At 67.3% G+C, this 20,298-nt stretch carries 20 protein-coding genes; 13 read left to right on the top strand and 7 right to left on the bottom strand.

What is annotated here, in order from left to right; translation table 11 throughout:
* Window positions 1-255: 255 nt before the first annotated feature.
* Both FFS08_RS16805 and FFS08_RS16800 read left to right on the top strand, forming a co-directional pair.
* A complete protein-coding gene (locus tag FFS08_RS16805; protein ID WP_137863501.1) occupies window positions 256-489 on the top strand; it encodes a hypothetical protein in 234 nt (77 codons plus the stop codon).
* 104 nt (window positions 490-593) lie between these two features.
* A complete protein-coding gene (locus tag FFS08_RS16800; RefSeq protein ID WP_137863502.1) occupies window positions 594-1,364 on the top strand; it encodes a metallophosphoesterase family protein in 771 nt (256 codons plus the stop codon).
* Window positions 1,365-1,424: 60 nt separating this feature from the next.
* On the opposite strand, the gene FFS08_RS16795 is transcribed toward FFS08_RS16800, so the two are convergent.
* The 3 genes from FFS08_RS16795 to FFS08_RS16785 all read right to left on the bottom strand — a co-directional run bounded on the left by FFS08_RS16795 (window position 1,425) and on the right by FFS08_RS16785 (window position 3,046).
* Entirely contained in the window at window positions 1,425-2,033 is a 609-nt protein-coding gene (locus FFS08_RS16795; RefSeq protein WP_137863503.1) for an FKBP-type peptidyl-prolyl cis-trans isomerase, read from the bottom strand.
* A gap of 93 nt (window positions 2,034-2,126) precedes the next feature.
* Entirely contained in the window at window positions 2,127-2,333 is a 207-nt protein-coding gene (gene rpsU, locus FFS08_RS16790; protein ID WP_010545388.1) for a 30S ribosomal protein S21, read from the bottom strand.
* Between the two features lie 146 nt (window positions 2,334-2,479).
* A complete protein-coding gene (locus FFS08_RS16785) occupies window positions 2,480-3,046 on the bottom strand; it encodes a DUF3617 domain-containing protein (RefSeq protein WP_137863504.1) in 567 nt (188 codons plus the stop codon).
* 89 nt (window positions 3,047-3,135) lie between these two features.
* On the opposite strand from FFS08_RS16785, the gene FFS08_RS16780 reads away from it, so the two are divergent.
* The 4 genes from FFS08_RS16780 (at window position 3,136) to FFS08_RS16765 (ending at window position 7,563) form a co-directional block, all read left to right on the top strand.
* Window positions 3,136-4,422, top strand: a complete 1,287-nt coding sequence (locus FFS08_RS16780) for an MFS transporter (RefSeq protein WP_137863505.1) — start codon at window positions 3,136-3,138, stop codon at window positions 4,420-4,422.
* A 139-nt stretch (window positions 4,423-4,561) separates the two neighbouring features.
* A complete protein-coding gene (locus FFS08_RS16775) occupies window positions 4,562-5,302 on the top strand; it encodes a response regulator (RefSeq protein ID WP_137863506.1) in 741 nt (246 codons plus the stop codon).
* Window positions 5,303-5,306: 4 nt separating this feature from the next.
* The gene (locus FFS08_RS16770) at window positions 5,307-6,569 is read left to right on the top strand and encodes an ATP-binding protein (RefSeq protein ID WP_249341153.1); all 1,263 of its coding nucleotides are present in this window, start codon (window positions 5,307-5,309) and stop codon (window positions 6,567-6,569) included.
* A gap of 88 nt (window positions 6,570-6,657) precedes the next feature.
* Window positions 6,658-7,563 (top strand): dioxygenase family protein, encoded by a 906-nt coding sequence (locus tag FFS08_RS16765; protein ID WP_137863507.1) that lies wholly within the window; start codon window positions 6,658-6,660, stop codon window positions 7,561-7,563.
* 52 nt (window positions 7,564-7,615) lie between these two features.
* Here FFS08_RS16765 and FFS08_RS16760 read toward each other — a convergent pair whose 3' ends face one another.
* From FFS08_RS16760 to FFS08_RS16750, 3 genes are all read right to left on the bottom strand, one after another.
* A complete protein-coding gene (locus FFS08_RS16760) occupies window positions 7,616-8,005 on the bottom strand; it encodes a response regulator (protein WP_086128821.1) in 390 nt (129 codons plus the stop codon).
* Window positions 8,006-8,079: 74 nt separating this feature from the next.
* On the bottom strand, window positions 8,080-10,539 hold the full coding sequence (locus tag FFS08_RS24080) for an ATP-binding protein (RefSeq protein WP_249341154.1): 2,460 nt from the start codon (window positions 10,537-10,539) through the stop codon (window positions 8,080-8,082).
* Window positions 10,539-11,876, bottom strand: coding sequence for a putative bifunctional diguanylate cyclase/phosphodiesterase (locus tag FFS08_RS16750; RefSeq protein ID WP_249341155.1), 1,338 nt, complete (start codon window positions 11,874-11,876; stop codon window positions 10,539-10,541). Before FFS08_RS16750 ends, FFS08_RS24080 begins: the two co-directional genes overlap by 1 nt.
* Before the next feature lie 538 nt (window positions 11,877-12,414).
* Between FFS08_RS16750 and FFS08_RS16745 the strand changes: the two genes are divergently transcribed.
* From FFS08_RS16745 to FFS08_RS16735, 3 genes are read left to right on the top strand one after another with little or no spacing between them, the layout of a single operon-like run.
* Complete coding sequence (locus FFS08_RS16745; protein ID WP_137863509.1) at window positions 12,415-13,731, top strand: UDP-glucose dehydrogenase family protein; 1,317 nt, start codon at window positions 12,415-12,417, stop codon at window positions 13,729-13,731.
* 25 nt (window positions 13,732-13,756) lie between these two features.
* Window positions 13,757-14,581: a carbon-nitrogen hydrolase family protein gene (locus FFS08_RS16740; RefSeq protein ID WP_137863510.1), complete on the top strand. Its 825-nt coding sequence runs from the start codon at window positions 13,757-13,759 to the stop codon at window positions 14,579-14,581.
* Window positions 14,578-15,951 (top strand): glutamate--cysteine ligase, encoded by a 1,374-nt coding sequence (locus tag FFS08_RS16735; RefSeq protein WP_137863511.1) that lies wholly within the window; start codon window positions 14,578-14,580, stop codon window positions 15,949-15,951. The genes FFS08_RS16740 and FFS08_RS16735 overlap by 4 nt, the downstream gene beginning before the upstream one ends.
* Window positions 15,952-16,182: 231 nt before the next feature.
* On the opposite strand, the gene FFS08_RS16730 is transcribed toward FFS08_RS16735, so the two are convergent.
* Window positions 16,183-16,434, bottom strand: a complete 252-nt coding sequence (locus FFS08_RS16730) for a hypothetical protein (RefSeq protein WP_137863512.1) — start codon at window positions 16,432-16,434, stop codon at window positions 16,183-16,185.
* A gap of 201 nt (window positions 16,435-16,635) precedes the next feature.
* Here FFS08_RS16730 and FFS08_RS16725 point away from each other — a divergent pair, with 201 nt between their 5' ends.
* The 4 genes from FFS08_RS16725 (at window position 16,636) to nagA (ending at window position 20,282) form a co-directional block, all read left to right on the top strand.
* A complete protein-coding gene (locus FFS08_RS16725) occupies window positions 16,636-17,316 on the top strand; it encodes a helix-turn-helix transcriptional regulator (RefSeq protein ID WP_137863513.1) in 681 nt (226 codons plus the stop codon).
* Between the two features lie 83 nt (window positions 17,317-17,399).
* On the top strand, window positions 17,400-18,293 hold the full coding sequence (locus tag FFS08_RS16720) for a glucosamine kinase nucleotide-binding domain-containing protein (RefSeq protein ID WP_137863514.1): 894 nt from the start codon (window positions 17,400-17,402) through the stop codon (window positions 18,291-18,293).
* The gene (locus FFS08_RS16715; protein ID WP_137863515.1) at window positions 18,283-19,164 is read left to right on the top strand and encodes an N-acetylmuramic acid 6-phosphate etherase; all 882 of its coding nucleotides are present in this window, start codon (window positions 18,283-18,285) and stop codon (window positions 19,162-19,164) included. The genes FFS08_RS16720 and FFS08_RS16715 overlap by 11 nt, the downstream gene beginning before the upstream one ends.
* Entirely contained in the window at window positions 19,125-20,282 is a 1,158-nt protein-coding gene (gene nagA, locus FFS08_RS16710; protein ID WP_137863516.1) for an N-acetylglucosamine-6-phosphate deacetylase, read from the top strand. The genes FFS08_RS16715 and nagA overlap by 40 nt, the downstream gene beginning before the upstream one ends.
* Window positions 20,283-20,298 lie beyond the last annotated feature (16 nt).

Here is a 20,298-nt window from a genome sequence, read left to right as displayed (position 1 = left end):
AGCCCATTTTGGCTGAGAGACTTCATTAACCCCCTTGGCTATATTGGTGCGGCGCGTTAAGGACGGCTCCGTAACCACTTGGTGCGGGTCGGCCCGGTGCTAATGGAGCCCGGACAAACCGGGCCGAGTGTTGCCAAAGGGTCACGACGGGAAGTTTCTCGCCGTAGCCAAAGTTTGAGGTGTTGCGACTGCGCAGGTCCTGTGCCATAGGGCTGCGTGACGAGAGCACCAGAGCTCGAAAGAGGGAGAAAAAGAGTGTTCACTAAGCTTCTTACTGCGGCCGCTATCGCGTCGATGGCGACTGCTCCTGTTCTGGCCGCTCCGACGAGCGCTTCCAAGCTGTCGCTGTCGGGTGTCCGCACCGCGACCTCGACCAGCAAGAAGAGCGAGCTGGCCCCGGCCGTCCTGATCGGCGTTCTGGCCACTGTCGCCATCATCGGCGGCGCCGTGGTTCTGGCCAACAGCGACGACAAGCCCGACAGCCCGTAGTATCGGACTGCCAAGGCAGAGTTTCGAGGTGGCGGCCCCAGGGCCGCCACTTTTGTTTTCGGGGTAACAAAAATGCCCCGCTTTACGTAGTTCAAGTGCGCGCAATGCTCCGCAAACTCTTCAAGTTACGCGACACCGCGAGCAAGGGTCCGGAAGGCCACTTCCCCCCCGGGCAGCGCGGATATGCCATTGGTGACATCCATGGCCGCCTGGACTTGCTAGAGCAGTTGATCGAACGCATCCTGGCCGACGACGCCAGCCGGCCCGCCGCCGACACCATGCTCATCTTCCTTGGCGACCTCGTCGATCGCGGCCCGCAATCCGCGCAGGTGATCGACTATCTGCGCGCACTCGAAGCCCGCCGAGAAGCCGGTCGCACACGTTTCCTGCTGGGCAATCACGAAGAAGTCTTCCTCGCTGCGATCGAGGATGAGAAGTCGCTGCGCTTCTTCGCCCGGATCGGCGGCAAGGAGACCATCCTGAGCTATGGCATCAACTTGGAGCAATATAACGCGCTCGACTATGCCAAGCTGCACGAAGCGCTGCGCGAACTGGTGCCCGCCGAGCATATCGCCTTCCTGTCCAGCTTCGAGGACATGATCCTGCTGGGCGACTATGCCTTCGTCCATGCCGGCATCCGCCCTTCCGAGCCGCTGGAGCGTCAGCGCGCCAAGGACCTGCGCTGGATCCGCGAAGAGTTCATCGAACATTCCGGGCCGCTGGAAAAGATCGTCGTCCACGGCCACACCATCACCGAGGCGGTGGAAGAGAAGCCATATCGGATCGGGCTCGATACCGGCGCCTATGGCAGCGGCAAGCTCACCGCGATGGGCTTCGAGGGAAATCAACGCTGGGTGATCGACACCGCGCCCTGAACCGAGCAGCCACGCAAGCAAAAACGCCGGCGGAGCGATCCGCCGGCGTTTTTCATGTTCCTACTGCCCCTCAGGGCCGCCCGGCGGAGGGCCGCCAGGACCGCCCGGGCCACCACCGCCCTGCTGCTGCATCATCTGCTGTTGCAGCATCATCTGGCGCAGCTCGGCTGCCGGGATGATCTGCTTGATCTCGAGGTCGAACTGCAGGAGCTTGCCGTAGAGCGGATGCTGCGGGCCCGCCTTTTCATAGGCGAGGCTGGCCGGGATCCAGATACGCAGCTTCGAATCCTTGCTCATCATCTTGAGCGCTTCGTCGAAGCCCGGAATCGCACCGCCGACCGGCAGGCGGATATCGCCGGCGGGCTGGAATATGGTGCCGTCGCGCAGCGTGCCGACAGTCCATACCGAGACACCGTCGCCGTCCTGCGCCTTCGGGCCCGCGCCCTCCTTGAGGACCTGATACTGAAGGCCCGAAGCACTAGTCCGCACGCCGAGCTGGCCCTTGTTCCAGGCAAGGAACTGCGCATCGTCGCCCTTGGCGGCCACGACCGAACGCGTGCCCGTCCAGGCCAGCGCCACCGCAACGGCGATCGCCAGCACCAGGCCGACCCAGAGCCAGATCTTGTAGCTGCGCTTGATGGGCTGGAGCGGAACTGCGGTCACGGACATGCGATAGGCTCCAGGCGCGGGTATTGGACTACCCGAAAGTCACGAAGGTCACGACAGCCACGCGCGAGATGCCGCGCGTGGCAGATCGCGAAATCAACGGGCGCTGTCGCGCTCCATGCGCTTGCGCTCGAGCTTGCGGGCACGACGGACCGCAGCGGCACGCTCGCGGGCGCGCTTCTCGCTGGGCTTCTCGTAGTGACGACGAAGCTTCATCTCGCGATAGACGCCCTCACGCTGCAGCTTCTTCTTGAGCGCGCGCAGCGCCTGGTCGACATTGTTGTCGCGAACGATGATCTGCATAAACCCGTCAGTGCTCCGATCTTCAAATCAATAGAAAAGGGTTCGCCGGAACGCAGGGTAGCGGCGTCGTGGCGGCCACCTAACAGCGCAATTCCATTTTTTCAAGCACGAACAGGCTCACTACCCCGGATGGCACGTCGAGCCGCTCACGCGGCCGGCTTGCCCTGGCAGAGGCCAAGCCGCTTGCCATAGACGCGCATCCGGATTGCGGCATAGCCCGGCTGACCCTTCACGCCACTCTTCTGATCGACCGTCACGTCATAGGCTTGCTTGCCCATGGCGCCGACATAGAGAAGCGTCGTCTTCGCGCCGTTCGCCTGCGTGCACTGGATCTCCACGTCCAGCTTCCCGCCCTTCTGCACGAAGCGCGGGAAAGTGCAGGTGCCGGCCACCTTTTCGAGATTCTCGATGTCGAGCGGCTTGAGGTCGCTCGCCGTCTGGCACTTCACCGCATGGCGCTGCTGCTTCTGCACCGCCGCCAGCTGATCGGCCTTGTCCGGGCCGTCCGCGAACTCCGCAGACAGGACCTCCATCCCCGAATCCCACGTACCGGGCTGCATCAGCGTCTTGGAGTGCGCCGCCTTGGAGAGGCCGGACACCTCCTTCATCGAGGCATTATGCACTTCGAACTCGCCGGTTGCCGCGGCCTGGCGCTCCGCGGCGGACTGACAACCGGCAAGCACAAGGGCACCGACGAGCAGGATGGCACGCATCTTCCGGAACTTCCTCTCCAAATTCGTGGCGCCACACAGCCGATATCGCAGCCAAAGACAAGCGCGATTCCTGACGGCATAGTGGCGCGATGACAGCAGCCGATACCGCCACGCCGCCTCGACACCGCCTGCGCTCGATCCTGGGAGGGTCGGCCGGCAATCTGGTCGAATGGTACGACTGGTACGCCTATTCGGCCTTCACGCTCTATTTCGCGCCGCACTTCTTCCCCAAGGGCGACCAGACCGCGCAGTTGCTCAATGCCTCGGCGGTGTTCGCGGTCGGCTTCCTGATGCGGCCGGTGGGCGGCTGGCTGATGGGCATCTATGGCGACCGATATGGCCGCAAGGCGGGGCTGACGCTGTCGGTGACGCTGATGTGCGCCGGATCGCTGCTGATCGCGCTCACCCCCGGCTATGCCACAATCGGCGTCGCCGCGCCCGCGCTGCTCGTGCTCGCCCGGCTGATGCAGGGCATATCGGTGGGCGGCGAATATGGCGCCAGCGCCACCTATCTCTCCGAAATGGCCGGCAAGCAGCATCGCGGCTTCTGGTCGAGCTTCCAGTACGTCACCTTGATCTCCGGCCAGCTGGTGGCGCTGCTCGTGCTGCTCGTACTGCAATCGACGCTGAGCGAGGCGGATCTCGACGCCTGGGGCTGGCGCATCCCCTTCCTGATCGGCGGCGCGCTGGCGGTGATCGTGTTCTGGCTGCGGCGCCGGCTGGCCGAAACCGAGAGCTTCGAGAAGCGGAGCGCGGGCCGTTCGAGCATCTTCGCGCTGCGCCGGCACCATCTGCGCGAAGTCATGCTGGTGATGCTGCTCACCGCGGGCGGCACGCTCGCCTTCTATGCCTATTCGATCTACCTGCAGAAGTTCCTGGTCAACACTTCCGGCTTCGATCGCGCCACGGCTTCGGAGATCAATGCCGCGGCGCTGTTCGGCTTCATGCTGATCCAGCCGCTGGCCGGCGCGCTTTCCGACCGGATCGGGCGCAAGCCGCTGATGATCGGCTTCGGCGTGCTCGGCGTGCTGCTGACCTGGCCGATCTTCACCACGCTGGAGAGCGTGCGCAGCCCCCTGCTCGCCTTCCTGCTCATGCTGGGCGCGCTCGTGATCGTGACCGGCTATACGTCGATCAATGCCGTGGTGAAGGCGGAGCTCTTCCCCGCGCACATCCGCACCCTCGGCGTCGCCTTTCCCTATGCCGTCGCCAACGCAGCGTTCGGCGGGACGGCGGAGTATGTCGCGCTGTGGTTCAAGGATGCCGGCTGGGAGCGCGGCTTCTACTGGTACGTCACCGGGATGATCGGCGTCTCGCTGATCACCTATCTGTGCATGCGGGACACTGCGAAACATTCGCGGATACTCGAGGAGTGACAGGTTACTGCTAATCATTAGCAAATAATGCGCCGGGTCGGCGATTGCCCCTTCGGAGCGGGCGCCTCTTCCCTTCCGATGTTTCCGCGCGTTGCAGCGCTGCAATACGGGCGTTAGGCTCGCATCCTAACCCTGTCGGATGCTGCAAGACGCCTTGGCCTTGGACCTCGAGACCCGCCTGCTGATCGTCGACGACGATCCCGGTATCCGCGAACTCACCGCGGCCTTTCTGTCGCAGCACGGCTATGTCGTCGACACCGCTGCAGGCGGGACCGAGATGCACGCGCTCGCCGCGCGGTACGATTACGCGCTGATCATCCTCGACGTGATGATGCCGGGCGAGGACGGACTCGCCATCCTGCGCTCGATGGACCGCGAGACCGGCCCCGCGGTGATCCTCCATTCCGTGATCGGCGAGGACATCGACCGGATCGTGGGGCTGGAAATGGGCGCGGACGATTACGTCCCGAAACCCGCCAATCCGCGCGAGCTGCTCGCCCGCATCCGTTCGGTGCTGCGCCGCAGCCAGGGCGACCGCGCCGCGCCGACCGCGCTGCCGACCCGCGCCTTCCTTCGCTTCGCCGGCTGGCGGCTGGATCCGGTGGCCCGCCAGCTCTGGGATCCGGACGAGGTGATCATCAACCTGTCCGACGGCGAGTTCCGCCTGCTGCTCGCCCTGGTCGAGCGGCCGCGCCGGGTGTTGACCCGCGACATGCTGCTCGACTTCTCGCGCGGCCCCAACGCCGAACATTTCGACCGCGCGATCGACGTGCAGATGAGCCGCCTGCGCAAGAAGCTCGCCCGCCCGGGCTCCGAGGACCTGATCCGCACCATCCGCAACGAAGGCTATATGTTCGTCGCCGAAGTCGCGACCAAGTGATCCCGTGACTCGGCGCTCGATCACCGTTCCCATCGTCCTGCTCGTCATCGCCGCCGCGGTGATCGCGACGACGACGCAGTTCACGATCATGTTCAACGGCCCGCCGCCGGGGCCGGGGCCGCTGCCGCTCGCCCGCGTGGCCGAGGCACTGCGCACCGGCAGCGTGCCGCCCGCCGCCCAGCGGCGCATGACCGTGACCCGCACGAACGAGGACAAGTTCGGCCGCGAAGACGAACACCCCTCCCCCGAGCGCGACGCTGCGATCGCCCGGCTGATGGACGTGCCCGCGGAGCGGGTGCACGGGCTCTATCAGATTCCGGCGCGCGATCCCGAGCAGGACATGCGCGGCAGCTTCACCGTGGCGCTGGAAGTGCAGAATGGCTGGGTCGTCGCCACCAGCCTGCCGAAGCCCGCCTTTACGCCCTGGCACTTGGTCCGCCTGCTGGGAATGCTCGGCACGCTGCTGGTGCTCTCGCTGCTCGCCTGGGGAGTCGCGCGGCGGATCTCGCGGCCGATCCGCGAACTGGCCCGCGCAGCGACGCGCGTGCGACTGGGCGCGCGCCAGCCGATCCCGCAAACGGGCCCGCGCGAGGTGCACGAGCTCGCCCGCGCGCTCGACAGCATGCAGGAGCGCATCCTGCTCGAAGCCGAGAACCGCAGCGCGATGCTCGGCGCGATCGCGCACGATCTGGGCACGCCGCTCTCGCGCATCGCCTTCTGGGTGGAGCGGCTGCCCGACGATGCCCGCCTGCGCGCCGAAGCGGACATCGAGGAGATGCGCGCGATGATCAAGGCCGCGCTCAGCTTCACGCGCGATGGCCGCGATGGGGCCTCGCACCAGAGGCTGGACCTGGGCAGCCTGATCGAGAGCCTGGTTGACGATCTCTCCACCGCCGGCACGCCGGTGACCGTCGCGGCGGGTCCCCGCGCGGTGGTGCGCGGCGATTCCGCGGCGCTGCGGCGGCTGTTCTCCAACCTCATCGAGAACGCGGTGCGCTACGGCGAACGCGCGCGGCTCGCCTGGGCGCTGCATGACGGCAAGGTGGACGTGACCGTGGAGGATGACGGGCGCGGCTTCGACCTGGCGCGGGCCGAAGCGCTGTTCGCGCCCTTCGTCCGCGGCGAGGCTTCCCGGAGCCGGGAGACCGGCGGCACCGGGCTGGGCCTGGCGATCGTCCGCTCGATCGCCGAAGCACATGGCGGCGAGGTGAGGCTGGAGAATCGCCCCGGCGGCGGAGGGCGGGTCCGCGTCCGCTTGCCGGCCTGAGCCGCGACCCATTGAAATATTCGGCGACTGCCCGAAATTCCGGCATGTGTCCGGCATGTGACCAGAGCCTTCCAACCAAGGAGGCACAATGGATCATCGAGATGCGCACGACCTGGGCCTTGCCCATGACCTGAAGACAATGACGCGGCTCGCCAGCCGCCGGCGGGCGCTCGGCTGGTTCGCGGGGGCGAGCGGGGCCGCAATGCTCGCGTCCTGCGACGGCGGATCATCCGCGGCCATGTCCGCGAGCGCCGGCGGCACGGAAGCGAGCGGCGCCACGCCAACCCCTTCACCCGCGGCCACTGCCGCGCCAACGCCCGCCGCAACCGGCGGCAGCTGCGTCGCCGACCCCGTCGAGACCAACGGCCCCTATCCGGCCGACGGCACCAACATTTCGAGCGGAATCACGTCGAACGTGCTCACCGCCGCCAACGTGGTGCGCAGCGACATTCGTTCCAGCTTCCTCGGCAGCTCGACTGCCACGGCGGCCGGAGTGCCGGTGGTGTTGACGCTTACCCTGGTCGACGTGAACGCCGCCTGCGCGCCGCTGGCCGGCCATGCCATCTACCTCTGGCACTGCGACCGCGACGGGAAATACTCGCTCTACGACCTGCCGGCAGAGAGCTATCTGCGCGGCGTCGGCGTGACCGATTCCAATGGCCGGGCGACATTCACCACCATCTTCCCCGGCTGCTATGCCGGGCGCTGGCCACACATCCATTTCGAGGTCTTCTCGAGCCTGGCGAACGCCACGGGCGGTCGCTATGCGACGCTCGTCTCGCAACTCGCGATGCCGAGCGCGGCGTGCGGCACGGTCTATAACGGCGCGAGCGGCTATACGGCCAGCATCCGCAACTTCGCGGGCGTCAGTCTGAGCAGCGACAATGTGTTCGGCGACAATAGCAGCGCCCAGATCGCCCAGCAGACGCCGGCGATGAGCGGAAATATCGCCGACGGATACACCGCGGTCGCAGTGATCGGCATCGCGCGCTGAGACCCGCGGACGGCGGGAACGGACCAACCCGTTCCCGCCGCCCCGCCCGGAATCAGAGGATCATCCCGCCACCGCCGCGGATCGCGAGCACGCGGCCGATCGAATCGAACAGCGCGTCCATCGCCACCGGCTTGAACAGCACGTCGTCGGCACCGATCGCGAGGCAGCGCTCGCGCAGGTCCACCGCAGTGTCGGCGGTGACGACGATGATCGGCAGTTCGCCCTTCGCGTCGCCGCGCGCGCGGATGCGGCGGATCGTCTCGAAACCGTCCATGCCTGGCATGCGCAGATCGACCAGCACGACGTCGAACGATTCCGCGTCGAGCATCGCCAGGCCCTCCTCGGCCCAGCTCGCTTCCGCCATCGTGGCCCCCGCGACGTCGAGCATGTCCTTCACGACCCGACGGTTCATCGGATCGTCCTCGATGAAGAGGATATTCATGCCCGTCCGCCCGTGGCGACCGGTTTCCCCGAGATGCGCGCGACCGTTTTTTTCATGTCCGGTGTGCTATCGCCCTAAGCCGCCCGAGATACAAGCGGGTCCCCCTCCCTCTTGCCGGAATTTTCTTCCGCTGATGGAATGATAGCATCGATCAAGCCAACGCCGGTAATAGGTTTTTCGATTATCTTGCCGTTACTTGCTGCAATCAGCTCAGCAGCGGTCTCTGCATCGGGCCTGAGCCAGAGGATCGCATGGACCGCGTCTTCGGCCGCTGCGCGCAGCATCGCAAGCGCCCGCACGGGGCCATCCGCCTCGGCCTTCAGCGTAGCCTCGTCGGCAAGGAGATGGCTGACACCGCCTGCCTCGAGCATCGGAACGGCCTCCGCGGCGGAACCGGCGAAGCGCAACCGGGCGACGCGCGGTTCCAGCAGGGTGCGCAGCATCGAGCGCGCGATGGGATTCCTGTCGAGCACGACCAGGTCGAAGCCCGCCGCACCTTCGCTCGCCGCAGCCGCCGCGGGCGCTTCGGCCGGGACAAGCGGCAGGTCGACGATGAAGCGCGAACCCTTGCCGTCCTCGCTCTCCACCATGATGTCGCCGCCCAGCGCCCGGGCGAGATTGCGGCAGATGGCGAGGCCCAGGCCGGTGCCGCCGAAACGGCGCGTGGTGCTGGTGTCGACCTGGCGGAAGCTCTCGAATATCTCCTCGAACTTCTCGCGCGGGATGCCGATCCCGGTATCCTCGATGGACAGCTTGAGCCGGCGCGCATCGCCTTCGCCCTCGGCCACCGCACGCAGCGTGACGCCGCCCTTCTCGGTGAATTTGATCGCGTTGGAGAGCAAGTTGAACGCCACCTGGCGCAGGCGAGTGGCGTCGCTGACGATCCAGTGGGGGGCGTGGCTGAGCTCGAGCCGGAAGGCGAGCCCCTTCGCGCGCGCCTGCTCCTCCCACAGACGCGTGACGTCCCGGAGCGTGGCGCACAGATCCATCGGTGCGGCTTCCACGCTCAGATTGCCCGTCTCCATCTTGGCGACGTCGAGGATGTCGTCGACCAGCGCGCGCATGGTGACGCCCGCGCCATGGACGATGCCGATCCGCTCGCGCGTCTGCGCCTCGAGCTTCGAATCCGAAAGCATGACCTGAGTCATGCCCAGGATGCCGTTCAGCGGCGTGCGGATCTCGTGGCTGGTGGTGGCGAGGAACTCGGTCTTGGCCTTGAGTGCCTTTTCCAGCGCCACATTTGTCTCGCCGAGCACGATGTTGGCGGCGCGCACCTTGTTGCGGCTGCGACGAACCGTGATCAGGCCCCAGCCGAGCGCGGCCATGACGATCACCGTCGCGGCGCCGATCAGGAGGAACAGCGTCTGCAGATATCGGGCCCGCCCCTCGGCCTCGCGGGTCTGGAGCTGCAGGATCTGGTTCTGCTGCTTCGCCCAGTCGAACTGCGCCGCCATCAGCGCCGCGCCGGCGGTGGCGGCCACCTTGGTGGATTCATCGTCGAGGCGCTTCATCGCCTGGAGATGCGTCAGCGCTTCCCGCGCATTCCCCGCCTTCTCGAATATCTGATAGGCGTAGAAATGGTCGCTGCGGAATTCGACCGTGGTCTTTCCCAGGTCCATGCCGTCGAAAGTGCCGTGGATGAACCGCAACGCCTCCCCGATATTCCCTCGTTCGGAAGCAAGGGCGGCGGCGGTTGCGAGCAGGTGCCGCCGCAGCACGTCGGCATCGGCGCCGCGGATGAGCTCGAAGCCGCGCGTGATCGTCCGGTTGGCGTCGTCATAGCGTTTCAGCGCCACCTGGCTGCGCGCGAGGTTGCTGAGCAGGCGCGCTTCGAGCAGCGGCTTGTTCATGCCGCGTGCGACGACGATCGCCGCATCATATTCCTTGCTCGCCTCCGCATCGCGGCCCAGCTTGGCGAGCACATTGCCGCGGCTGTTGTGGAGCGAGAGCGAAAGCACCGGATCGTCGGTGAACAGCACGGCCGCCTGGTGGAAATATTCCTCGGCGCGGGCATCGTCATTGGCGACGCTGTAGAGCCCGCCGATGTTCTGCAACGCGATCGCCTGGCTGCGCGGCTCCTTCACCTCGCCGAAGATGCGAAAGGCGTTCTGGTAGCTGTCCAGCGCCTGCGCCGCCTGGTCGCGCGCCATGAAGAAGGCGCCCTGCGACATCATGAGGTCGCCGCGCAGCTTGATCGGCTCCGGAATCGAACGGATCAGGTTCAGGCCGTCGGAGAGCAGCGGCGCGGCCTTGGCGGGCTCCTCGTTGCGGATATGCGCCTCGGCGGCCAGCCAGCGCGCAGTACCCAGCGCCAGCACCCGCCGCCGCTCGTCCCGCAGGCCCCGCGCCAGGCCGTCGATCGCGGCGGCGTGGCGGAGCGCCTCCGCCTGATCGGACATCATGCTTTCCTTGGCGGCCCGGATCTCGGCCTCGATCGCCGGCGGGAAATCGGAACGCGGGTGCACCTGGGCAAGGACGGGCGCCGCGGCGAGCAGCGCGGCAACGGCCAGGAGGGAACGCAGCAGCACGCGCATCAGGCGCGCTTCCAGAAGCTCTCGGGCCGGACGAACGATGCCGGATGGCCGTTCGCATTGTCGAGATGGCCGTCGTCCGCGAGGAATTTGCGGAACGCGTCAAGTCCCAGCGGGCGCGAGATCAGGAAGCCCTGTACCATGTCGCAGCCCATCACGCTGAGCAGCGCCAGCGCGGACGGCGTCTCCACGCCCTCGGCGGTGACTTCCATCTCCAGTGCATGGGCGAGATCGATCGTCGAGCGCACGATCAGCGGATCGCGATTGCTGCTGGTGAGCTGCATCACAAACATCTTGTCGATCTTGAGCTCGCGCGCAGGCAGCTTCTTCAGATAGGCGAGCGAGGAGAGTCCCGCGCCATAATCGTCGATCGCGAGCGTCACGCCGCTGTCGGCGAAGAACTGGAGGTGGCGGATCGCGCTTTCCGGATCGCGGATCACCGCGGTCTCGGTGATCTCGAAGCCGAGCTTCGCGTCAGTATTGGCCAGCATCTCGCACACTTCGTCGACGAAGCCGGGGTCGGCCAGAAGCTGGCCCGAGATGTTGACGAAGAGCAGCATGTCGAAACCGTCGGCACGCAACTTGCGCTGGTCCTCGATCACCTGGCGCAACGTCCAGAGCGTGAGCGTCGATATCTCGCCCGCCTGCTCCGCGACCGAGATGAAGTCGCCCGGCAGGATCAGCCCGCGCGTAGGGTGCTGCCAGCGGACCAGCGCCTCGGCACTGGCGATCTCCTGCCGGCGAACATGGACCTTGGGCTGATATTGCAGGAACATCTCGCCATTGGCGATCGCCCGCGGCAGCTCACGCATCAGAGTCAGCTTGTCGAAGGCCAGGTCCGCGCGCGAGAGATCGAGCATCACCACGCGCCCGTCCGCCCGTGCTTGTTCGAGCGCGGATTCGGCGGCCTCGGCGAGCAGCACCTCGTCATCCTCCACCGAGGGCGCGGCGGCGACGCCGAAGTGCATCTGGAGGTGATGCGGCTCGCCGTCGAGGTCGAGCGTACGCTGGAAACCCTTGCGGATCCGATCGATGTCGTCGGCGACGGCTTCGGGCGATGCCCGCTCGAAACTGATCTCGATCAGCGCGCGCCCGGCCGCGGCGATGCGAACATCGGGCACCAGGCCGGTGATTCGCCGCGCCACGTCCAGCACCAGCGAATCGGCGCGGGCGCGACCCAGATGGCGGCGCAGCGAGGCGAAATTCGCGATCTCGCACAGTCCCAGAACGCTCCAGAAGCGCCCCTCGACATGGCGATCGTTACTTGCCCGGTGCAGTTCGCGCTTGCCGCCGCGCCCGCGAATGCCGGCTCCTGCGCCGCCCTCTCTCGCGCCGTGCACTTGCACGAATTCCTTCGCGATTTCCGCGTGTTCCGCGGTGATCGCGAAGGCGCTCGTGGAAGCACCGACCAAGGTCGCCAAGGGCTCTCTGCGTGCCGACATGCCCCCTAGGCCTAGGCCCCGACCCTTGAAGGAACGGTTAAATCACGCGTTCGCAGCGCTTTTTGCGAAGCCAACTCCGCAGAAATCCGGATTGATTCATTGTTAAGAAGCCTTTAACCATCTGAATCGCGCACAAGTGCGCACCGATGGGAGACTATGAATGTTCGCGTTTTTCAGCCTGATGTTCCGTGACGGCGGCGGTAACGAAATCCGCCCGTTCTGAGGAACGTTCATCCGGGCCGGCAGTGGAGCGACCTCAGGTGAGGCCGTGCTGACCGGCCCGGACGACAACTGCTAAAGGCGGCCGCGAGCCGCCTTTTTTAATGCCCGCGCTTTTCTTGGCGGCCACGGCGGAGAGAGCCGCCGTTCCGCCCCCTTGCTCCCGGCGCTGGCGTCGCTATCTGCGCAACAGACTTTCTTCCCAAGGGGATCCACGTTGCGCATCGCGATGATCGGCACGGGCTATGTCGGCCTGGTTTCCGGCGCCTGTTTTTCGGACTTCGGCCATGAAGTCGTCTGTGTCGACAAGGACGCCCGCAAGATCGAGCTGCTCCACCAGGGCGTGATGCCGATCTACGAGCCGGGCCTCGATGCGCTGGTCGCCTCGAACGTCAAGGCCGGCCGGCTCTCCTTCACCACCGACCTGGCCGAAGGCGTGAAGGGTGCCGACGCAGTGTTCATCGCGGTGGGCACGCCGAGCCGCCGCGGCGACGGCCATGCGGACCTCAGCTATGTCTTCGCCGCTGCACGCGAAATCGCCGAGAACCTGACCGGGCCGGCGGTGATCGTCACAAAGTCGACCGTCCCCGTCGGCACCGGCGACGAAGTGGAGCGGATCATGCGCGAAGTCGCCTCCGGCGCCGGCGCCAAGGTCGTCTCCAACCCCGAATTCCTGCGCGAAGGCGCCGCGATCGAGGATTTCAAGCGGCCCGACCGCGTGGTCGTCGGCACCGATGACGAGGAAGCGCGCGAAGTGATGCGCGCGATCTATCGCCCGCTCTCGCTCAACCAGAGCGCGCCGATCCTGTTCACCGGCCGCCGTACCAGCGAGCTGATCAAATATGCCGCCAACGCCTTCCTGGCAGTGAAGATCACCTTCATCAACGAGATCGCCGATCTTTGCGAGGAAGTGGGCGCCGACGTGCAGGAAGTGGCCCGCGGCATCGGCATGGACAACCGCATCGGCGGCAAGTTCCTCCATGCCGGCCCGGGCTATGGCGGCTCCTGCTTCCCCAAGGATACGCTGGCGCTGCTCAAGACGGCGGGCGACAATGAGACTCCGCTGCGCATCGTCGAAGCGACCGTGCAGGTGAACGACGCCCGCAAGCGCGCCATGGGCCGCAAGGTGATCAAGGCGATGGGCGGCGACGTGCGCGGCAAGACGGTCGGCCTCCTCGGCCTCACCTTCAAGCCCAATACCGACGACATGCGCGACGCCCCCAGCCTTTCGGTCGTCGCGGCGCTGGAAGACGCCGGCGCCACGGTGAAGGCCTATGATCCTGAGGGTTTCGAGCAGGCACGTCCGCTGCTGCCGAACGTCGAATTCAGCGAGAGCCCCTATGCAGCGGCCGACGGCGCCGACGCGCTGGTGATCGTGACCGAGTGGGATGCGTTCCGCGCGCTCGACCTGGGCCGGATCAAGTCGCTGCTCAAGACGCCCCTGCTCGTCGATCTGCGCAACATCTATCCGCCCGCCGAGGCGGAGCGCGCCGGTCTCAAGCTGGTCGGCGTCGGCAAGCCGAAGCACGGCTGAGCCCGGCCCTGACGGGGAGGAAGCGATGAAGGCCAGCCTGCTGCAAATGACGAGCGGGATCGATCCGGCCGCCAATGCCCGTGCCATCGTCGACGGCATCGCGCGGGCGGCGACGGAGGGCAGCGCGATGCTGTTCACGCCGGAGATGTCCGGCCTGCTCGACGGCAATCGCGAGCGCGCGCGCCGGCATGTGGTGGCCGAGGCGGAGGACACCGTCCTCGCCGCAACGCGCGAGGCGGCGGCGAAGCACGGCATCTGGGTGCATCTCGGCTCGCTGGCGCTGCGAGGCGAAGGCGACAAGTTCCTGAACCGCGGCTTCGTGATCGACGATACCGGCGCGATCCGGGCAAGCTACGACAAGCTTCATCTGTTCGATGTCGACCTCGCCACCGGCGAGAGCTGGCGCGAATCCAACACCTATTGCCGGGGCGAGCGCGCGATCGTGGCCGATACCCCCCTGGGCAAGCTCGGCCTCGCCATTTGCTACGACATGCGCTTCCCGGACCTGTTTCGCGCGCTGAGCGATGCCGGCGCCACCATCCTCGCCGTTCCCGCTGCCTTTACCCGCCCCACCGGCCAGGCGCATTGGCACGTGCTGCTGCGCGCCCGCGCGATCGAGGCCGGCGCCTATGTGATCGCCGCGGCGCAGACCGGTCTGCACGAGGACGGCCGCGCCACCTATGGCCATTCGCTGGCGATCGACCCCTGGGGCGAAGTGCTGCTCGACATGGGCGAGGCGCCGGGGCTCGGTTCGGCCGAGATCGACCTCGCCCGCCTCGAGGATATCCGTTCCCGCGTGCCGGTGCTGCGCCACCGCCGCCCCATCCCTCCCGTCGAGATCGTCGCATGAGCACCAAGACCGAAAGCAACAAGGTGGCGGCACCGATCGAGGACCGCCGGCAGCTGATCGACTATTTCGCCGGCGGCGAGAAGGCGAAGGAGCGCTGGCGGATCGGCACCGAGCACGAGAAGTTCGTCTTCTGCACGCAGGATTTCCACGCGCCGAGCTATGACGAGCGGGGCGGTATCCGCGATCTGCTCGATGGCCTCACCCAGTTCGGCTGGAAGCCGGTGACCGAGGGCGGCAATGTCATCGCTCTGTCGGGGCCGGACGGCACCGTGAGCCTGGAACCCGCCGGGCAGCTCGAGCTTTCGGGCGCGCCGCTGGAGAATTTGCACGAGACCTGCAACGAGACCGGCCGCCATCTGGAGCAGGTGAAGCAGGTGGGCGAGAAGCTGGGGATCAACTTCCTCGGCCTGGGCATGTGGCCCGACAAGACGCGCGCCGAGCTGCCGATCATGCCCAAGGGCCGCTACGGGATCATGCTGCGGCACATGCCGCGGGTGGGCAATCTCGGGCTCGACATGATGCTGCGCACCTGCACGATCCAGGTGAACCTGGACTATGCCAGCGAAGCGGACATGGTGCAGAAGTTCCGCGTCGGCTTGGCGCTGCAACCGCTGGCGACCGCGCTGTTCGCCAACTCGCCGTTCACCGAGGGCAAGCCCAACGGGTTCCTCAGCTATCGCTCGCACATCTGGTCGGACACCGATCCGGCGCGGACGGGCATGCTTCCCTTCGTGTTCGAAGAGAGCTTCGGCTATGAGCGCTACGCCGAATATGCGCTCGATGTGCCGATGTACTTCGTCTACCGTGACGGCAAATATATCGACGCGGCGGGACAGAGCTTCCGCGACTTCCTGAAGGGCGAGCTGCCCGCCTATCCCGGCCACAAGCCGACGATGGACGACTGGGCGGACCATCTCTCGACGGCCTTCCCCGAAGTGCGCCTCAAGACCTTCCTCGAGATGCGCGGCGCCGATGGCGGGCGCTGGGGGCGGATCTGCGCCCTGCCGGCGCTGTGGGTGGGCCTGCTCTACGACCAGGGCGCGCTCGATGCCGCCTGGGACTTGGTCAAGGGCTGGTCGATGGAAGCCCGCGAGACGCTGCGCAGCTCGGTGCCCCGGCTGGCGCTCGACGCGCCGCTGCCGGGCGGCAGCAAGCTGAAGGACATCGCCGGCGAAGTGCTCGACATCGCCGCCGCGGGCCTCAATGCGCGCGCGCGCCTCAACGCTTCGGGCGACAACGAGTCCGGCTTCCTCGATCCGCTGCGCGAAGTGGTGCGCACCGGCAAGGTACCGGCCCAGGTGCTGCTCGACCGCTTCAACGGCGATTGGCAGGGCGACATCCGCCGCGTCTATGAGGAAGCGCGTTTCTAGGCCGGGGACTCATTCGACGAACCCCGTCATCCCCGCGCAGGCGGGGATCCAGAGCCAGGCGCGGAACCGAGGTGACGGGATGCTATCCGTCTCCGGAAGGCGTTCGCGCTGTGGTGCCGATATCCCGCATCACCCTGGATCCCCGCCTGCGCGGGGATGACGATTGAGGGATATGAGGCGCCGACCTGGCTTTCCCGGCCCGGGGGGAGCACCACCGGGAAGGCTAGGACTTCAGTCCCTCTTTTCCCCCCGCAGCACGCGCTCCACTTCCTGGAGCCGCCCGTCGATCGCGGCCACTTCGTCGTCATCACCCTTGCGGATCGCCGCGACGACCAGGTCGACCAGCCCCTGCGCCACCGATGCCCCGAAGCGCAGCACCAGCTCCTCGCCGGAAAGCATCGCCACGTCCCGGAGCGTCACGCCCCCGGCCGGTACGGCATCCTGTTCGAGATCGGGTTCCCTGCGCTTCGCATTCGCTGGCATGATCGGCTCGTCTCACTGCTATCCCGCGAAGCCTGCGCCCCCGGGGCAGGAGGGAAAACTCGTAAATTTACGTGTTTCCGGCGAGCCCCGGAGGGGCTCCCATCGTCCTCGCCCTCGGGGCAGCCGAGGGCCACACAGGAACCGTGACGTCCGGGAAACGTTCTCTGACGGAAAAACGATTAAGATCGTGGTTGGAGGGTTATGACATCTGGGGAAAGCGCCGAGCCACGCCCCGACGAAGACTTCGAACTGCGCCTGAGAGCCCTTGAGGTAGGGCTATGGGACTATGACATCGACGCCGACCTGCTTGTCTGCGACGCGCGCTGGTATCAGATCACCGGGCTACGGCCCAACACGGTGCGCAGCCTCGCCGATTTCCGGCCCTTCATTCACCCCGAGGACGAAGAACTGGCCACGACCATAGACCTGGCCATGGTGGTGGAGCTGATCGCACGCGATCTGCGCTATCATGTCGATTTCCGACTGATCCGGCCCGACGGGCAGACGCGCTGGATCCGTTCCGTCGCCTGCCTGCTCGTCGATGCCGGATCCGGCCATCACAAGGCACTGGGGTGCATCACCGACAATACCGACTTCGCCCTGATCGCCGCCGGGCGCGCCTTTACCCGGCCCGCGACGCGCGGCGACCCGGAAATTCCCGATCCCGCCGTGACGATCGGCGCCGCGGGCGCGGCGCTGAGCGAGCGGGAGCTCGAATGCCTGCGCTGGGTGAGCCTGGGCAAGACCGCCTGGGAAACGGCGACGATCATGGGGCGCAGCCAGCGCACGGTGGAGTTCCACCTGATCAACGCCACGCGCAAGCTCTCCGCATCGAACAAGATCCACGCAGCCGTGATCGCCGTGCGCAAGGGGCTGATCTGAGCGGTGAGGGCCATATCCGCGGACTATGGCCCCCGGGCGGTTCGGCATGGCAAAGCGGGGCCGGGCTGCTGTAGGGAGCGACCATGGTCTATTTCCTCGGCATAGATGCGGGCGGCAGCCATTGCCGCAGCCGGCTGACAGACGAGCGCGGAACGATCCTCGGCACCGGCGAGAGCGGCCCGGCCAATACCCGGATCGGGATCGAGCGGCTCCACGTAGTGCTGAACGACGTCGCCGGCCAGGCGATCTCGGCCGCCGGGCTGGACGAAGCCCAGGTGGCGACGATCCGCGCCGGCATGGGCATTGCGGGCATCTCGCGCCCCGGAATGCGAGAGCAGCTCGCCGCGCTCCCCTTCCCCTTCGCCGGGGTGGAATTCGTGACCGACGCGGCGATCGCCAATCTCGGCGCACATGGAGGAGTCGAAGGTGCGACGCTGATCATCGGCACCGGCAGCGTGGCCGAGGTGCGGGTGGGCACCACCAGCTTCACGATCGGCGGCTATGGCTTCCCGATCTCCGACGAAGGCAGCGGGGCGGCGCTGGGCCTCAGCGCGATGCGCCACGCACTGCGCGCGCTGGACGGGCGGAGCGAAGTGACTCCGCTCAGCCATGCCGTCACCGCCGGCTTCGGGCACGACACCGCGCGCGCGGTCGCCTGGATGGATGCCGCCACGCCCAGGGATTATGCCGCCTTCGCGCCGCTGGTGATGGACTATGCCGAAAACAACGACGCGATCGCTCGCTCGATCGTGGAGGACGCGGCGCTGCACATCGAGCGGTTCATCGAGACGATCTTCGCCCGCGGCGCAGTTCGCTGCGCGCTCGCCGGCGGGCTGGCGATGCGGATGAAGCCATGGCTGCGCGCACGCACGGTCGCGCGGCTCGCCGACGCGGTCTCCGATCCGCTCGACGGGGCATTGCTGCTCGCCGGCCTGCCCGCCACTGCCCTCCCGACCCGGAAGCCCGATGCCGACTGAAGCCGCAGACCCCCGTTACCGCGAGATCGACCGCTGGCCCACCGAAGCCGCCGTGGAGGCGATGCTCGAGGCCCAGCTCGCGGCGATCGCGGCGCTGAAGAGCCAGACCGGCGCAATGGCGGCGGCGATCGACGCCGCGGCCGAGCGGCTGCGGCGCGGCGGGCGCATCGCCTATGCCGGGGCCGGCACTTCGGGCCGGATCGGCGTGCAGGACGGTGTGGAGCTCACCCCCACATTCAACTGGCCGCTCGAGCGGCTGGCCTTCCTGATCGCGGGCGGCCCGGCGGCACTGACGCGCACGCAGGAAGGCGCCGAGGACAGCCGCGAGGCGGCGCTGGCAGCGGTGACGGCCGAGGCGATCGGCCCGGACGACGTGCTGATCGGCGTCGCGGCGAGCGGACGCACCCCCTATGTGATCGCCGCGCTCGAGGCGGCGCGGCACGCGGGCGCGCTGACCATCGCCCTCGCCAACAATGCCGGCACCCCGGTGCTGGCCGCAGCAGAGCATGCGATCCTCGCCGACACCGGCAGCGAAGTGGTGGCGGGCTCCACACGGATGAAGGCGGGCACCGCGCAGAAAGTCACGCTCAATCTCCTCTCCACCGGGATCATGTTGCGGCTCGGGCTCGTTCATGACGGGCTGATGGTCAACATGCAGGTCTCGAACGCCAAGCTGCGCCAGCGCGCGATCCGCATGGTCGGCACGCTTGCGGGCGTCGATGCGGATGCTGCCGAGGCGGCGCTCGATATGGGCGGGCGCGACATCAAGCGCGCGGTGCTGATCGCGCGCGGCCTCGGCCCGGCAGAGGCCGAGGCGCGGCTGGCGGGAGCATGGGGCAGCCTGGGCGCGGCGCTGGACACGCTGCCGTGAAGGCGCTGGTCAACGGGCGCATGCTGCTGGCCGAGGGCTGGCGCGACGATGCCTGTGTGGTGATCGAGGGCGACCGGATCGCAGCGATCCTGCCCGAACCGCCGGCCGGCGCCGAGACGATCGACCTGGGCGGCGCGACATTGCTCCCCGGCTTCATCGACGTGCAGGTCAATGGCGGCGGCGGCCGGCTGTTCAATGACGATCCGAGCGTGGAGACGATCCGGGTGATCGCCGAGACGCACCGCCGCTACGGCACCACCGGTCTGCTCCCCACGCTGATCAGCGACGATCTCCCGGTCGTCGAGGCCGGCATCCGCGCAGTGAGCGCCGCGATCGAGGCGGGCGTTCCCGGGGTGCTCGGCATCCATATCGAAGGGCCGTTCCTCAACCCCGCTCGGCGCGGCATCCACAGCGAAGGCAAGATCCAGCCGCTGCGCGACGAATTCCTGGCGCTGCTGGAATCGGCCGAGCGCGGCAAGACGCTGGTGACCCTGGCACCCGAGGCAGCGACGCCGGAACAGGTGGCGCGGCTGGTCGCGGCGGGGGTGATCGTCTCGGCCGGGCATTCCGATGCGCGCTACGAGACGGTACGCGACGCGATCGACAATGGGCTGACCGGCTTCACCCATATCTTCAACGCCATGTCCCCCCTGCTCAACCGCGCGCCGGGCATGGTGGGCGCGGCGCTCGAGGATCCGGACGTCTATGCGGGGATCATCGCCGACGGCCATCACCTCCACCCGGCGACGCTCCGGGTGGCGCTGCGGGCAAAGGGGCCCGAGCGGTTGATGCTGGTGACCGATGCGATGCCGAGCGTCGGCAGCGACGAGACGGTGTTCCTGATCCATGGCCGCGAGATCCACCGCAACGGCGACCGGCTGCTCGGCGCCGACAACACGCTGGCGGGCTCGACACTCACCATGGCCGGGGCAGTGAAGGGGATGATGGCCCAGGGCCGGGTCGGGCTGGACGTCGCCGTCCGCATGGCTTCCGCCACGCCTGCGGCCTTCCTGGGGCTGGGCGGGCAACTCGGGCGGATCGCACCGGGCTTTCGCGCGGACCTGGTGCTGGTGGACGATGCGATGGACGTGCTGCGCAGCTGGATCGGCGGGGCCTAGTTCTCGGTCCTCACTT

The sequence above is a fragment of the Sphingomonas sp. 1F27F7B genome, from assembly GCF_005503355.1.
In the GTDB taxonomy this organism is placed as follows: Bacteria; Pseudomonadota; Alphaproteobacteria; order Sphingomonadales; family Sphingomonadaceae; genus Sphingomonas.
The sequence above is the reverse complement of the archived record's forward strand: the minus strand, read 5'-3'. Positions and strand labels throughout refer to the sequence as shown.

What these genes read in the sequence shown, in the direction of transcription:
- rpsU (WP_010545388.1), bottom strand. Translation starts at nt 2,333, where the DNA reads ATGCAGATCATCGTTCGCGACAACAATGTCGACCAGGCGCTGCGCGCG.
- FFS08_RS24080 (WP_249341154.1), bottom strand. Translation starts at nt 10,539, where the DNA reads ATGCGCGTGCTGCTGCGTTCCCTCCTGGCCGTTGCCGCGCTGCTCGCC.
- FFS08_RS16740 (WP_137863510.1), top strand. Translation starts at nt 13,757, where the DNA reads ATGAAGGCCAGCCTGCTGCAAATGACGAGCGGGATCGATCCGGCCGCC.
- FFS08_RS16725 (WP_137863513.1), top strand. Translation starts at nt 16,636, where the DNA reads ATGACATCTGGGGAAAGCGCCGAGCCACGCCCCGACGAAGACTTCGAA.
- nagA (WP_137863516.1), top strand. Translation starts at nt 19,125, where the DNA reads ATGGGGCAGCCTGGGCGCGGCGCTGGACACGCTGCCGTGAAGGCGCTG.
- FFS08_RS16780 (WP_137863505.1), top strand. Translation starts at nt 3,136, where the DNA reads ATGACAGCAGCCGATACCGCCACGCCGCCTCGACACCGCCTGCGCTCG.
- FFS08_RS16785 (WP_137863504.1), bottom strand. Translation starts at nt 3,046, where the DNA reads ATGCGTGCCATCCTGCTCGTCGGTGCCCTTGTGCTTGCCGGTTGTCAG.
- FFS08_RS16730 (WP_137863512.1), bottom strand. Translation starts at nt 16,434, where the DNA reads ATGCCAGCGAATGCGAAGCGCAGGGAACCCGATCTCGAACAGGATGCC.
- FFS08_RS16760 (WP_086128821.1), bottom strand. Translation starts at nt 8,005, where the DNA reads ATGAATATCCTCTTCATCGAGGACGATCCGATGAACCGTCGGGTCGTG.
- FFS08_RS16735 (WP_137863511.1), top strand. Translation starts at nt 14,578, where the DNA reads ATGAGCACCAAGACCGAAAGCAACAAGGTGGCGGCACCGATCGAGGAC.
- FFS08_RS16800 (WP_137863502.1), top strand. Translation starts at nt 594, where the DNA reads ATGCTCCGCAAACTCTTCAAGTTACGCGACACCGCGAGCAAGGGTCCG.
- FFS08_RS16720 (WP_137863514.1), top strand. Translation starts at nt 17,400, where the DNA reads ATGGTCTATTTCCTCGGCATAGATGCGGGCGGCAGCCATTGCCGCAGC.
- FFS08_RS16775 (WP_137863506.1), top strand. Translation starts at nt 4,562, where the DNA reads ATGCTGCAAGACGCCTTGGCCTTGGACCTCGAGACCCGCCTGCTGATC.
- FFS08_RS16795 (WP_137863503.1), bottom strand. Translation starts at nt 2,033, where the DNA reads ATGTCCGTGACCGCAGTTCCGCTCCAGCCCATCAAGCGCAGCTACAAG.
- FFS08_RS16765 (WP_137863507.1), top strand. Translation starts at nt 6,658, where the DNA reads ATGGATCATCGAGATGCGCACGACCTGGGCCTTGCCCATGACCTGAAG.
- FFS08_RS16715 (WP_137863515.1), top strand. Translation starts at nt 18,283, where the DNA reads ATGCCGACTGAAGCCGCAGACCCCCGTTACCGCGAGATCGACCGCTGG.